Consider the following 13,584-nt stretch of genomic DNA (forward strand, 5'->3'; position numbering starts at 1 on the left):
ATGGACCGGAACGAACAACTGGCCGTCGGGAGGCGGCTGCTCGGCCATATCGACGGCCGCACCACCGATCTCGCCGACGCGATGTTCCACAATCGTGTCGACGCCTATTCAGACCGCGAGCGCGCCGCGCGCGAACGCGACCGGCTGTTCCGCAGCCAGCCGCTGTTCATGGGCCTGTCCTCGCGCCTGCCCAAGGCCGGCGACTACCTCACCGAGGACGTGGCCGGCATGCCGGTGCTGCTGGTGCGCGGGCCCGACGGCACGCTGCGTGCCTTCGCCAATGTCTGCCGCCATCGCGGCGCGCCAGTGGCGGAAGGCTGCGGCAATGCCCGCGCCTTCGTCTGTCCCTATCACGCCTGGACCTACGATACGCAGGGAAGGCTTCTCGGCGTCACCGACAAGGCGGGCTTCGCCGGTCTCGACATCGGCGCGCACGGGCTGGTGCGGCTGCCGGCCGGCGAGAAGCACGGCATGATCTTCGTGCGCGCGACGCCGGTGCAGGCGGGCGAGGCGGCCGACATCGACGTCGATGCGGTGCTGGGTTCCTTCGTTCCCGACTTCGCGGCGCTGCGGCCGGAGACCTATCCGCTCTATTCGGTCGATCGCATCACGCCGCGCATCAACTGGAAGTTCGCCGTCGACACGTTCCTCGAGGGCTATCACATCCCGCACCTGCACCGGAAAACCATCGCGCCGTACTTCATCGGCAATTGCGGCACCTTCGACAGCGCCGGACGTCACGGCCGCATGTGCGTGCCACGCACCTCGATCGAGGCGCTGCGCGACCTGCCCGACGACGAACGCAACCTGCGCCCGCACATCATCGCGATCTACCAGCTGTTCCCCAACACCATCGTCATCTGGCAGGTCGACCATATCGAGATCTGGCGGGCCTTTCCCGGCCGCGACGATCCCGGCCGCTGCGACATCGAGTTCACCCTCTACCGGCCCGCCGAAAGCGACCGGCCGGAGAAGCACTGGGCCAAGAACCGCGACATCGCGATCCGCACCGTGCTGGAAGAGGACTTCCCGCTGGGCGAGCGCATGCAGATCGGCTTCGAGTCCGGCGCGACGGAAGAGGTGATCTACGGCCGCAATGAGCCCTCGCTGGTCCATTTCCACAACTCGATCCGCAGCGCGCTCGGCGTGGCGGCTTGAGTGGTCTTCCTATCGTGTTCCTCTCCTCCGATAGGGGGAGAGGCTAGGTGAGGGGGCCAGGGGCGGTCGCGCGTCACCCCCTCACCCAATCTCTCCCCCTTTCGGGGGAGAGGAGCATAAATTGATCGCCCGCCCGCTTACCCGCGTCGCGCTGGCATTCAGCGTCATCCTGTTCGCCGCGAGCCTGACGCAGGACGCGTTCTGCGTTTCCGGCATCTGCTCGGACTGGCCGGGATGGAGCATCCTTCTGTTCGGCGCGTTGGGCCATACGAGCTGGTTCGCCAACCCGCTGCTCGGTGCTTCCTGGATCGCAAGCTTGTTCAGCCGCCGCGTGCCGGCGCTGATCCTGGCTCTGGCCGCCCTCGCACTCGCCGGCTCGTTCCTGTTCGAGACAAGCGTCGTCACCAACGAGGCCGGCATGTCCAACCCTGTGACCGGCCTGCGTGAAGGCTACTGGCTGTGGCTGGCCAGCATGGCCTTCGCTTTCATCGCCGCCTTCTTCGCACGCAAGGTGCCGGTGAAGTTGTAGCGGCCATGTGCGACGTCGACGGCCAACCGGACTTGTCATCCTGAGCGACGCGAAGGATCTCCCGCGAGCCCCGGAGTACGGCGGGCGCTCGCCGAAGTCCTTCGCCGCTCAGGACGACAGAATCATCGCCCCTCGAGCTGCTTATTGATCCAGACCTGCGCGGTGTTCGACTCCAGGAACTCGTGCGCGAACTTGCGCCGGGCTGGATCGCGCGCGTCGCCGTCGATGATCGCGGTGATGACGTCGCATTTGTAGGCCACGGCGACGGCCTCGCCGTAGCGCAGGGACTTGTTGTTGCGGCGGTGGACGTAGACGCGGGTCCAGCCGGTCAGGTCGGTGACGCGGATGCGTTCGCCCGGGCCGACCGGTTCGAAGCGCGGGTCGAGGATCCGGATGTCGACGGCGCGTTCCAGCGCCGCATCGTTCGCGATGCCCTCGGGGCAAACACCGCCGGGCGGACCGAGCGCATCGAGCGTCAGCCAGACATAGACGTCGTGGTCCTCGCCGCTATAGGCGCGTCCTGCCGGCGCGCGCTCCGTCGAGAGCGGCCATGTGAAGGGCCGCCAGCCGAGCTTGTCGGTCGGGCCCAGCGCCACCTGCCGCTCGGCGAACCAAGCCAAGGCAGCCAGCGCCGCGACCTGTGCCACGCCGAGCAGGATGTAGCGGCGCGTCTGGCGGCTCAGGGCCATCGGACGCGCCAGCCCTCACGTCAGATCTGATGCGCCATCGGCGGCGCGGGGATCGGGCGGACGCGCTCGTAGGCTGCCGCGGCGCGCAGGACGAGCGCGTCGCGGGCGTGGCCGCTGACGATCTGCAGGCCGATCGGCATGCCCTCGCGGTCGAGGCCGCAGGGGATGGTGGCGGCCGGCTGGCGCGTCAGGTTGAAGGTGAGGGTGAACGGCGTCCAGCCGATGTCCACGCCGTCGCCGCCCCAGGCCGCGTTCTCGTTCACCGGGAAGGCGGTCATCGGCATGGTGGGCGTCAGCAGCAGATCGTACTTGGCCATGAACTGGTTCATGATCGCGGAAATCGCCTGGCGCTGGTGGATGGCCGTGACGACGGCCTCCTGGCCGAGCTGGGCGCCGAATTCGGCGGCCTTCACCAGGCCGGGGTCCATCAGTTCGCGCTTCTCCGGACTGAAGCCCTTGAGCAGCAGCGCGACGTTCGACTGCCAGTGCGCGTTCAGCACCTTGCGCGGATCCATGCCCTGGAAGTCGGGCGAATCCTCGACGATCTTGGCGCCCAGCGTCTTGAACACCTTGACCGCCTGCTCGACGGCGACCGCCACGTCGCGGTCGATCTTCTCGCGCTCGACGAAGCCCAGGTGGGGCGAATAGGCAATGCGCAGGCCCTTCACGCCCTTATCGAAGCCCTTGAGATAGTCCTCGACATCGTCGGGACGGCCATAGGGGTCGCGCGGGTCGGGGCGGGCGATAACGTTCATCATCATCGCCGCGTCGCGCACGGTGCGCGTCATCGGCCCGATATGCGAGAGCGTGCCCTGCGCCGAGACCGGGAACAGCGGCACGCGCGCCTGCGTGGGCTTGAGGCCGAACAGCCCGCAGAACGAGCAGGGGATGCGGACGGAGCCCGCGCCGTCGGTGCCGATGGCGAGGTTGCCCATGCCGACCGCCTCGGCCGCGGTGCCGCCGCCCGAGGAGCCACCCGAGGTGCGTCCGATCTTCCACGGATTGTGCGTGGCGCCGAACAGCTTGGAATCGGTGACGCCCTTCCAGCCGTATTCGGGCGAGGTCGTCTTGCCGAGCAGCACCGTGCCCGCCTCGCGCAGCCGCTGCGCCACCGGCGCGTCGACGGTGAAGGGGCCGTCGGGATCGGTGGCGAGGCTGCCCATGCGCGTGGGCATGCCCTTGGTCAGCACCATGTCCTTGATGGTGATCGGCACGCCGTCGATGTCGGACAGCCGCTTGCCGCCCTTCTTCCAGCGCTTCTCCGAGGCGCGCGCCTGGCGCATCGCCGAATCGGGATCGAGATGCTGGAAGGCGTTGAGCTGGCCGTTGAAGGCATCGACGCGCGCGAGCGCGGCTTTGGTCGCCTCGACCGGGGAGGCCTTGCGGGCCTTGAAGAGTTTCACCAGCTCGTGGGCCGGCATCATCGCAAGGTCGGCGGTCATTTACTTGGTCTCCGGAAGGACAGGGAATCTCAGGGTGTGGATCTCGGCAAAAGCCGCCGCGGCGCGCAGTACAAGCGCGTCCTTGTAATGCGCCGAGACGATCTGCAGCCCGACCGGCAGGCCCTGCCGCGACAGGCCCACCGGCACGGTCGCGGCGGGATGGCGCGTCAGGTTGAACTGCGGCGTGTAGGGCGACCACATCACGTTGGGCTTGCCGTCGGGGCCTGGCGGCAGGTTGGTGCCGGCCGCGAAGGGCTGCACCGCGACGGTGGGCGTGAGCAGCAGGTCGTACTTCTCGAAGAACAGGTTCCAGGCCAGCGTCAGGTCGCGCCGCGTCACCTGCGCGTTCACGACGTCCTGCAGCGTGCAGCGCAGGCCCGCCTTGGCGCCGGCCAGCAGGCTGGGGTCGAACTCGTCGTGGCGCGCCTCGGGGAAGACCTGCAACAGCCGTTGCAGGGCCGAGAGCCAGTGGACCACGAAGGCGCGGCTCGCCTCGCCGAACGAGAACGGCGCCTCGACCTCCTCGACCTTGCAGCCCAGCGCCGCGAAGTCGCGCGCCGCCTTGGTCACCATCGCGGCGACTTCGATGTCGAGCGGATGGTCGCCGAGGCGCAGCGCGAAGCCGACCTTCAGCTTCTTCGGCAGCCTGCCGAGCTTCCGCGTGTAGTCGGTGTCGTCCGCGGGGAGGGCGGAGCCGTCGCGCGCGTCGGGACGGGCGATGACGTTCATCATCAGGGCCGCGTCGAGCGCGGTGCGCGCCATCGGGCCGGTGTTGGACAGGTCGCCGGTCATCGAGGGCGGCCAGGCGGGCACGCGGCCGAACGTGGCCTTGAGGCCGATCAGCCCGTTGAAGCTCGCGGGGATGCGCACCGAGCCGCCACCGTCGGTGCCGATGGCGATCGGGCCGAGACCGGCGGCCACGGCCGCACCGGCGCCGCCGGACGATCCGCCCGGCGTCAGGGCGGTGTTCCACGGATTGCGCGTGATGCCGTGCAGGGGCGAATCGGTCACGCCCTTGTGGCCGTATTCCGAACTGGTGCTCTGCGCGAACACGACGGCGCCCGCCGCGCGCAGCCGCGCCACCGCCGGCGCGTCGGCATCGGCGGGAGTCTTGTCGGTGAGCTTGCTGCCCATCGAGGCCGGCCAGCCCTTCACCCGAACGAGTTCCTTGACCGAGACCGGCACGCCGTCGAGGGCGGAGCGCGGCTCGCCCTTCTTCCAGCGCTTCTCGGAGGCGCGGGCCGCGGCCAGGGCACCGCGCGTCTCGACATGGCAGAGCGCGTTGACGGTCGCGGCAAGCGCGTCGGCGCGCGCCAGCACAGCCTTCATCGTCTCGACCGGGGAGGCCTTGCCCTTGGCGTAGAGTCGGCCGAGGTCGGCCGCGCTCGCCTGCGTGAGGTCCGTCGTCATGCCGCTTCTCCCGTCCTGCCGTGGGCGGCGCGATACTGGCGGGCGAGCCGTTCGGCCTGGTACTCGGCGGCCAGCGCCTGCTCGGTGCGGCCGACCTTGCGATAGACGTCGGCCAGCGCGCGCTTGGTCGCGGCGACGCCCGGACGCTCGCGCTCGTCGGCCTGCAGGATCGCCAGCGCCGCATCGTTCCAGCCGGCGCGGGTGAGCGCGTCGAGATGGATGGCGCCGAACAGCGCGCGCTGCGCGATCGATCCGCCCAGCGTGCGCAGGTGCGGCATCGCCTGGCCGAGCAGCCGCGCGGCGGCCGCCATGTCACCCGACGCGTGCGCGGCGAGGCCGTGCGCCAGCGGCACGACGCAGTCGGCCCAGGTCTCGCGCTCGAACGGACGGGCGCGCGCGGCGCGATCCTCGAGGCTCGCCAGCATCTCGGTGACGGCGCCGCGTTCGCCGGCGCGCGCCAGGCCGTAGAGATAGTGGACGTCGTGGAAGGCCGAGAGATGTTCGTTGAGGCGCGGCTTCAGGTAGGTCGCGAGATCGGCCCAGCGCGCACCGACATCGACGCCGCGCAGTTCGAGCCGGGCCAGCAGCGAGACGGCGTTGGCCTGGTCCTCGCAGAACTCCTTCCACACGCCCCAGACGCGCTCGTCGTACAGGGCCAGCGCCTCGCCGGTGCGATCGAGATCGATCAGGAACAGCGCGAGGTGCCACCAGTTGTGCGTCTGCATGAAGGAGTTGCACTCGGCCCAGGTGTCGGACACCGAGTGGAGGAAGGCCACCCCCTCCAGCATCCGCCCGCGTGCTTCGAGACAATGCGCGATGGCGTGATGCGCCCACGGATCGTTGCGGTCGAGCGCCAGCCCCTTGCGCGCGGCGGCCTCGGCCTCGTCGAGGCGATTGCACTCTTCGAGGCCGAACGCATACATGCCCCAGACGAAGCGGTTGTCCGGATTGCCGGCGAGGAGCTTCTCGCCGACCTCGAGCAGCGTCTCGGCCTCGCCGCGGTTGAAGGCCAGCAGCTGCGCCAGCTTGCCGGCCAGCAGGTCGCGCGGCCATTCGGCGACGATCCGGCGGAACTGCTGCAGGCTGCGGTCGGTGTCGCCTTCGACCCACCATTCGATGGCGCCGAGCCATGCGCGCTCGCGCGCGCCGGCGCCCGCCGTCAACCGCTGCGCGCGTGCGAGGTAGCGTGTGGCCGCGGCCTGGCCCTCGGGCGAGTACATCGTGAGGACCAGGCTGGCCGCCACCAGCGGCAGCATCAGGCACTTCTCTTCGCGATCGGCGGCGGCGATGAAGTCGGCGAAGCGCTTGCCGAAGCCCAGCCATTCCTGCGTGACGAAATCGAGTGCGGCGACCGCGCGCGCGTCCGCATTGCCCAGCTCCAGCCCCTGCCCGTCGCGCGTCACCCGTCCTCCGATCCCTTGCGCCACGACCTTCGCATACCGTGCCGCGGCTGGTCGAGCCTCCCGCCGCGTCAAACCGGTTGTCAATGGCCCGTCCGGCCGACAAGAGTACGGACAAAGACAAGAAACAAAACGGAGGAACACGATGAAGCGCCGCCAACTCCTGGCATCCGCCACCGCACTCTCGATCGGCCCCGCGCTCGCGCCGTCGCTGGTGCGGGCGCAGGCCTTTCCCGACAAGCCGATCCGCTTCGTCGTGCCCTATGCGCCGGGTGGCGCCACCGATACGTCCGCCCGCATCGCGGCGGAGTATCTGACGAACAAGTTTGGTCAGCAGGTTCTGGTCGAAAACAAGCCGGGCGGCGGCACGATCATCGCCACCGAGATCGTCGCCAAGGCCAGGCCCGACGGCTACACGATCCTCATGGCGGCCGCTCCCGTCGCCACCAATACGTCGTTCGGACTCAAGCTGCCCTACGATCCGGTCAAGGAGCTCGCGCCGGTCTGCAGCTATGTCGACATGCCGCTGCTGCTCGCCTGCAATCCCGGCGCGCCCTACAAGACGATGGCCGAGTTCATCGCCTGGGCGAAGAAGCAGACCTCGCCGATCCCGTTTGCGTCGGCGGGCAACGCCAGCATGCCGCATCTGTGGGGCGAGCAGCTCGGAATGGCGCTCGGCATCAAGCTCGATCATATCGGCTACAAGGGCAGCGCCGACGCGCTGAAGGACGTGCTGGGCGGCCACGTCATGCTGTTCTCCGACACGCTGCTGCCGAGCGGTCTCGCGGTGAAGGACGGACGGTTGCGCGGCCTGGTCGTGGCCTCGGCCAAGCGCGTGCCGATGCTGCCCGACGTGCCGACCGTGGGGGAAGCGGGCCTGCCCGCCGACCTGACGGGCGCGGTGTTCTTCGGCGTGATGGCGCCTGGCGGGACACCCGAGCCGATCGTGGCCAGGCTCAATGCCGCCTTCAACGAGGTGCTCTCCGATCCCGCGACGGCGAAGAAGCTGGTCGATCTGGGCTTCGTCCTGATCGGCGGCAGCGCGGCCGACTACGGCAAGCGCCTCTCTGCTGAGACCGACAAGTGGCGCAAGGTCATCCAGCAGGCGAACATCGCGCCGCCGTCTTGAGACGCGTGCGTCATGGCAACCGTGCGGGCTCTCGGCGCTGACTACAGCCCCTGCCGCCCGCCGTCCAAGCCGACTACGACTTGGGCGACCCTCCCAGGAAGCAGAAGATGCTGCCCGTCTTGTTCGCGCAGATGTGGCTGCGTCCGTCGGGGGCGAGTTCGTGCAAGACGACCTTGGGCGGCACCATGACCCAGCGGCCGTCGAGCAGGGCGAACCAGGTGCCGTCGTCCTTCTGATAGGCGCGGGTCGGACGGCAGTCGCCTTCGACGCCGTTGATCGTGCCGCTGCAGCACGAGGCGTTGGACCCTGGCCTTTTCAGCTTCTGGTACCAGTCGTGGTTCTCGACGTGTCCCTGGCCGTGATGGCCGTCCTGCGCCATTGCGGAAAGCCCGGCGAACGACGCCGCCAGGACAAGGATCGCCGAAACCGGCAGATGTCGTGGCATGGAGGCCGCCACCCGTCGCTGTATCGGCCGGGCCGGCACCGTATTCGAAACGACGGGCCGTCGCTCAGCCTGAACCGTTGCGCGGAGTGTACAGCATCCGCAGCCCGGCCACGATGGGGATGAAGTCGGGGTCGTCGGCCGACAGCATGCCGTGGCGCACGAAGAAATCGATCAGCACGAGATTGCAGTTGTACTTGAACTCGGTCGTGTCGCGCACGGTCTCGAACACGCGCCGCGCCGGCCACAGCTCGAACGAATGGACCTCGCCGTCGTTGGCGCGCGGCGTGAAGTCGTGCGGCAGTTCGAGATCGAAGCAGGTCATCACGTCCGGCTTGAGCTGCTGGCCCGACTGGTTCCAGTAGCCCACGACGCTGACCGCCTTCGCCTGTTGCGCGAGTTCGGGCGGGATCGAGGCTTCCTCGCCGCATTCCTTCACGAGATTCTCGTGCAGGCCGAGCCCCGCCGGCTGACCGCCCGCCACCGTGTTGTCGAGCTGGCCGGGAAAGGTCGGCTTTTCGTAGGAGCGGCGCGGCACCCAGATGTGCAGGCCGTCGGCGCGGCGTACGAAGCCCGTCATGTGCGGGCCGCCGGCGCGCACGCCGAACCACGGTACGGCCGAGCGCTCCATCTCCATCAGCAAGGGCGCGCCTTCCTGGGGGGCCACGGCATAGCTCTCCTCGCGCCACAGGCCGTTGAAATAGCCGCGCTCGCGCAGGGCGAGGAGAAAGGCGCGGACCTCGGCGGTACGCGTCCCAGGCGTATCGAGGCGCGGATCGAGATGCCAGGCGCCCCCGCGGTGCCCGAACAGGCCGCTGTCCTGCAAGGCATCGGCGGCAAAGTCGCGATGCACGAAGCCCGCTCGATGCTCGCCCACGAACCAGGGCTCGAACTGCGCGAGGTCGGCGTTGTTGCAACGGCGGATATGGTCGAGGAAGGACATGGGGCGGGGAGATAGCATAGAGTGCGGCAGATGACCGAAGACGAACTTCAGGCGCGGCTCGAAGCCACGCTGCCCGTCGCCGACCTCCATGGAGCCTTCGTCGAGGAGTGCCAGGACCAGGACGTGCGGCTGCGCTTTTCAGCGGCGGCCGCAGGCGGATGGACCACGGCGGCGCTGCTGTCCTTGGTCGACACCTCGCTGCGAGCGGCGGCCGGACTCGACGCGCGCGTATCGCACCTGAACGTCACGGTGCTTCGCGCGGCGCAAGCCGCCGACGTGATCGCGCTCTCCCGCGTCCTGCGCCGCGATGGACCGTCGGTCCATGCCGAGACCTGGCTGTTCAGTCATGCCGTCGTCGAGCCGATGCTGCACGCGACGGCTACGCTTCGGGACTGAAGCGAGGGACCGGACGCCGGGCATGCCCTTCACCCTCGACTGTGCGCCGCCGTTCCTGACGCTGCGATTCGCGGAGCCGCAGCGTACGCTGGGATGGTCGTTGCTGCATCCCGGCTTCGCCGTGGCGCGCGACGTCGTGTGGGTCGAGGTGCGCAACCGCGATCTCGGTCCTTCCGTCGATCCGCTGGAGTTCCTGGCGGCGCGGCGCGCCGAGGCGGGACTTCCCGATGCGCTCGCCTTCATGACCTCGCGCGACATCAGCCGCCATCACCGCGCCGAGCGCACCGTCGAGGGCATCGTGGCGACCTGTGTCACGACGGTCGGCCTGGCGAACGCCGAGCGGGTGGGCGCCCGCAAGCTCCGCGCCCCTCATGCGGGAACGATCAACACACTGGTCCATGTCTCGGTGCCGCTGACCGACGGGGCCTTGGTGGAGGCCCTCTCAATCGTCTCGGAGGCCCGCACGGCCGCCATCGTCGACTGGGGCCGCGCCGAGCCGGGCGCCGCCGTCACCGGTACCGGGACGGACTGCATCGTCGTCGCCTCGCCGCAATCGGGATCGCCGCAATCGGGACCGCAGCAGGCCTATGCCGGGCTGCACACCGCGGTGGGCGAGGCGATCGGCGGCGCCGTCTACGAAGCGACGCTGGAAGGTGCCGGCCAATGGCAGCAGGACTTCGCCGCCTTCATCGCGGCGGGCAACGTCGCCGTGCCGCGCTAGAAGCGGCTAGGCAGCTTCCTTCCAGGCGCCGTCGACCACCGAGACCACATCGCGCATGATCTGGGTGAGGTCGAAGTCCTTGGGCGTGTAGACCCGCGCGACGCCCGCGGCGATCAGGGCCTCGGCATCGGCGGGCGGGATGATGCCGCCCACGACCACGGGCACGTCGCCGATTCCGGCCTCGCGCATCCCCTTGAGGACGTCGCTCACCAGCGAGACGTGGCCGCCCGACAGGATCGAAAGGCCCACGACATGAACGCTCTCCTCGAGCGCGGCATTGACGATGCGCTCCGGCGTGAGCCGGATGCCCTCGTAGACGACTTCCATGCCGCAATCGCGGGCGCGCACGGCGATCTGCTCGGCACCGTTGGAATGACCGTCGAGGCCGGGCTTGCCGACCAGCATCTTGATGCGCCGGCCAAGCCGTCGCGACACCGCGTCGACCTCCCGCCGCGTGACTTCGAGGCGGCCGTCGGTGACGCCGGCGGCACGCGCGACACCGGTCGGCGCACGATACTCGCCGAACACGCTGCGCAGCGCGTCCGTCCATTCGCCGGTGGTGACGCCGGCCTTGGCGCAGGCGATCGAGGCCGGCATGACGTTGCGGTCTTCCTTGGTGGCGGCGACCAGCTCGGCAAGGGCGGCCTTCACCGCAGCACCATCGCGATTGGCGCGCCAGGCGTTCAGCCGCTCGATCTGGCCGCGCTCGACCGAATCGTCGACCGTCAGGATCGAATCCTGGCCGCCGGCGAGCGGCGAGGGCGCACCCTCGGTGTAGGCGTTGACGCCGACCACGGTCTGCTCGCCGGATTCAATGGCGGCGAGGCGCTTCAGGTTCGATTCGACCAGGCGCTGCTTCATGTAGGCGGCTTCGATGGCCGCGACGGCGCCGCCCATGTCGGCGATGCGGCCCATCTCGGCCAGCGCCTCCAGCTTCAGCGCCTCGACGCGCGCCTCGATCTCCTTGCTGCCGTCGAAGATGTCGCCGTACTCGAGCAGGTCGGTCTCGAAGGCCACGATCTGCTGCAGCCGCAGCGACCATTGCTGGTCCCACGGGCGCGGCAGGCCCAGCGCCTCGTTCCACGCCGGGAGCTGCACCGAGCGGGCGCGGGCGTTCTTGCTCATCACCACGGCCAGCATCTCGAGCAGGATGCGATAGACGTTGTTCTCGGGCTGCTGCTCGGTGAGGCCGAGCGAATTCACCTGCACGCCGTAGCGGAACAGGCGCTGCTTGGGATCGGCGACGCCGTAGCGGTTCAGCGTGATGTCTTCCCACATCTCGGCGAACGCCCGCATCTTGCACATCTCTGTGATGAAGCGGATGCCGGCGTTCACGAAGAAGGAGATGCGGCCCACCACCTTGGGAAAGTCGGCGTCGGGCACCTGGCCGCGAGCCTTCACCGCGTCGAGCACGGCGATGGCGTTGACGAGGGCGAAAGCGAGTTCCTGCACCGGCGTCGCGCCGGCTTCCTGCAGGTGATAGCTGCAGACGTTCATCGGGTTCCACTTGGGAACCTCGCGATAGGTGAAGCCGATCGTGTCGGCGGTCAGCCGCAGCGACGGCTCGGGCGGGAAGATGTAGGTCCCGCGCGAGAGATACTCCTTGATGATGTCGTTCTGCGTCGTGCCCTGCAGCTTGGCGCGCTCCACGCCCTGGGCCTCGGCGGTGGCGATGTAGAGCGAGAGCAGCCAGGCGGCCGGCGCGTTGATCGTCATCGACGTGTTCATCCGGTCGAGCGGGATGCCGTCGAACAGCGCGCGCATGTCGCCGAGATGGGAGATCGGCACGCCGACCTTGCCGACTTCGCCCTTGGCCAGCACATGGTCGCTGTCGTAGCCCGTCTGCGTCGGCAGATCGAAGGCGACGCTGAGGCCGGTCTGGCCGCGCGCGAGGTTGGTGCGATAGAGCTCGTTGGACTTCTCGGCGGTCGAGTGGCCGGCATAGGTCCGGATGAGCCAGGGCTTGTCGCGATTGGGCATGGTCATGGGTGGCGGTTCGCAGTCCTGTTGACGTAGACTGGCCTACACCAGATCATGCTGCGTTGCAGCATCGAAAATTTTGCAGAGCGGCGGGGTTCAGGGAGTTGAGTGACGCGTCTTCTCCCTGGCAGCAGGCGGCGATCGAGCAGGCCAACCGGAGCGCGGGCGAGGGGGCGGGTGCATCCGGCCCGGTGAACCCGCCGGGCGGTACCTGGAACCGGCCCGACCTTACACCGAGTCAGCCGGTCTATGACGGCCGGCTGGGCGAACTCTACGCCATCTACCTGCGCCATCTTGCGTTGATGCTGGTGACGCTCGGCTGGTCGCGCTTCTGGGGCCGCACGCGCATCCGCCGCTATGTCTGGAACCACATGTCGGTGCTGGGCGACCGTTTCGAGTATCGCGGTCGCGGCCGGGAACTGCTGATCGGCTTCCTGCTGGCGCTGCTGCTGATCGCGGCCTGGGCCGGGCTGATGTACGTGGTCTGGATCTACGTCTTCCACGAGAAGCCGTTCGCCAGCTTCGGGATGTTCGACATCTTCTCGCTGTCGGTGTTCCTGATCGGCTTTCCGCTGGCCTATGTCGGGCACTATGCCGGGCTGCGCTACAAGCTCTCGCGCACGCGCTGGCGCGGCATCCGCTGTGGCATGGCGGGGTCGGCGTGGCGCTACGGCGCGATCGCCACCTTCCTGCATTTCGCCAACGCCTCGACGGCCTATCTGCTGACGCCGGTCGTTTCGGTGAATCTGGCGCGCCCGCGCATCGTCAATGCGCGGGTGGGCACGCAGGGCTTCGCTTTCGCGGGCAGCGCCGGCGACATCTACGGCCGCTACCTCGGCTACTACTTCCTGAACATCGTGGCCTGGATCGTCGCGGCTGGCGCCACCTTCGCCCTGATCGGCGGCACGATCGAGAGCCTGGGCTTCACGTTCGCGGATGTTCAGAAGCTCTTCTCCCATCCCAGCCTGCGCACCCTCGTCGTCGTGCTGGCGATCGGCTTCGCCGCCTACTTGGTGTTCGGCCTGCTGATCCTGCCGCTGCGCTGCTGGTGGCAGGCCTATCTGATGCGCTACCTGGTGACCCGCAGCCGCGCCGGCAACGTCCTGTTTGCGACGGCGCTGTCCACGCGCCAGATGTGGGGCTTCCTGGTGCTGAACTACCTGATCGTGCTGCTGACCCTGGGCATCGGCTGGCCGTGGGTGATGCACCGCACGATGAAGCTGATCGCGGGCCAGCTCTGGATCTATGGCGCGCCGCTCAGCGACGACATCCGCCAGCCGACCGATCTCGGCCCGACCTACGGTGAGGGCCTGCTCGACCTGTTCGACGTGAGCGGGGTCTGACC

At 68.8% G+C, this 13,584-nt stretch carries 13 protein-coding genes; 6 read left to right on the forward strand and 7 right to left on the reverse strand.

Annotation, left to right across the window (positions count from 1 at the left end; translation table 11 throughout):
* On the forward strand, positions 1 to 1,158 hold the full coding sequence (locus LJ725_RS26735; RefSeq protein ID WP_230554013.1) for an aromatic ring-hydroxylating oxygenase subunit alpha: 1,158 nt from the start codon (positions 1 to 3) through the stop codon (positions 1,156 to 1,158).
* 121 nt (positions 1,159 to 1,279) lie between these two features.
* Positions 1,280 to 1,687, forward strand: coding sequence for a hypothetical protein (locus LJ725_RS26740; RefSeq protein ID WP_230554014.1), 408 nt, complete (start codon positions 1,280 to 1,282; stop codon positions 1,685 to 1,687).
* Between the two features lie 122 nt (positions 1,688 to 1,809).
* Here the strand turns inward: LJ725_RS26740 and LJ725_RS26745 are convergent, their stop codons facing one another.
* The 4 genes from LJ725_RS26745 to LJ725_RS26760 are packed head-to-tail and all read right to left on the reverse strand — an operon-like array spanning position 1,810 to position 6,631.
* Positions 1,810 to 2,376 (reverse strand): hypothetical protein, encoded by a 567-nt coding sequence (locus LJ725_RS26745; RefSeq protein ID WP_230554015.1) that lies wholly within the window; start codon positions 2,374 to 2,376, stop codon positions 1,810 to 1,812.
* Between the two features lie 20 nt (positions 2,377 to 2,396).
* Positions 2,397 to 3,818, reverse strand: a complete 1,422-nt coding sequence (locus LJ725_RS26750; RefSeq protein WP_230554016.1) for an amidase — start codon at positions 3,816 to 3,818, stop codon at positions 2,397 to 2,399.
* Positions 3,819 to 5,228, reverse strand: a complete 1,410-nt coding sequence (locus tag LJ725_RS26755; protein WP_230554017.1) for an amidase — start codon at positions 5,226 to 5,228, stop codon at positions 3,819 to 3,821.
* A complete protein-coding gene (locus LJ725_RS26760; protein ID WP_230554018.1) occupies positions 5,225 to 6,631 on the reverse strand; it encodes a tetratricopeptide repeat protein in 1,407 nt (468 codons plus the stop codon). The genes LJ725_RS26755 and LJ725_RS26760 overlap by 4 nt, the downstream gene beginning before the upstream one ends.
* A 142-nt stretch (positions 6,632 to 6,773) precedes the next feature.
* On the opposite strand from LJ725_RS26760, the gene LJ725_RS26765 reads away from it, so the two are divergent.
* Positions 6,774 to 7,757 (forward strand): Bug family tripartite tricarboxylate transporter substrate binding protein, encoded by a 984-nt coding sequence (locus tag LJ725_RS26765; RefSeq protein ID WP_230554019.1) that lies wholly within the window; start codon positions 6,774 to 6,776, stop codon positions 7,755 to 7,757.
* Between the two features lie 73 nt (positions 7,758 to 7,830).
* Here the strand turns inward: LJ725_RS26765 and LJ725_RS26770 are convergent, their stop codons facing one another.
* The gene (locus tag LJ725_RS26770; protein WP_230554020.1) at positions 7,831 to 8,202 is read right to left on the reverse strand and encodes a hypothetical protein; all 372 of its coding nucleotides are present in this window, start codon (positions 8,200 to 8,202) and stop codon (positions 7,831 to 7,833) included.
* Positions 8,203 to 8,266: 64 nt separating this feature from the next.
* Positions 8,267 to 9,142, reverse strand: a complete 876-nt coding sequence (locus LJ725_RS26775) for a DUF4743 domain-containing protein (protein ID WP_230554021.1) — start codon at positions 9,140 to 9,142, stop codon at positions 8,267 to 8,269.
* A 30-nt stretch (positions 9,143 to 9,172) separates the two neighbouring features.
* Here LJ725_RS26775 and LJ725_RS26780 point away from each other — a divergent pair, with 30 nt between their 5' ends.
* Both LJ725_RS26780 and LJ725_RS26785 read left to right on the forward strand, forming a co-directional pair.
* On the forward strand, positions 9,173 to 9,538 hold the full coding sequence (locus LJ725_RS26780; protein ID WP_230554022.1) for a hypothetical protein: 366 nt from the start codon (positions 9,173 to 9,175) through the stop codon (positions 9,536 to 9,538).
* Between the two features lie 22 nt (positions 9,539 to 9,560).
* Positions 9,561 to 10,259 carry an adenosylcobinamide amidohydrolase gene (locus tag LJ725_RS26785; RefSeq protein WP_230554023.1) on the forward strand — a complete coding sequence of 233 codons (699 nt, stop codon included), beginning with the start codon at positions 9,561 to 9,563 and terminating at the stop codon, positions 10,257 to 10,259.
* Between the two features lie 6 nt (positions 10,260 to 10,265).
* Here LJ725_RS26785 and LJ725_RS26790 read toward each other — a convergent pair whose 3' ends face one another.
* Entirely contained in the window at positions 10,266 to 12,245 is a 1,980-nt protein-coding gene (locus tag LJ725_RS26790; protein ID WP_230554024.1) for a protein meaA, read from the reverse strand.
* A 98-nt stretch (positions 12,246 to 12,343) separates the two neighbouring features.
* Here LJ725_RS26790 and LJ725_RS26795 point away from each other — a divergent pair, with 98 nt between their 5' ends.
* Positions 12,344 to 13,582, forward strand: coding sequence for a YjgN family protein (locus LJ725_RS26795; protein ID WP_230554025.1), 1,239 nt, complete (start codon positions 12,344 to 12,346; stop codon positions 13,580 to 13,582).
* Positions 13,583 to 13,584: the final 2 nt, after the last annotated feature.

The organism is Reyranella aquatilis (genome assembly GCF_020880995.1).
Lineage (GTDB): Bacteria > Pseudomonadota > Alphaproteobacteria > Reyranellales > Reyranellaceae > Reyranella > Reyranella aquatilis.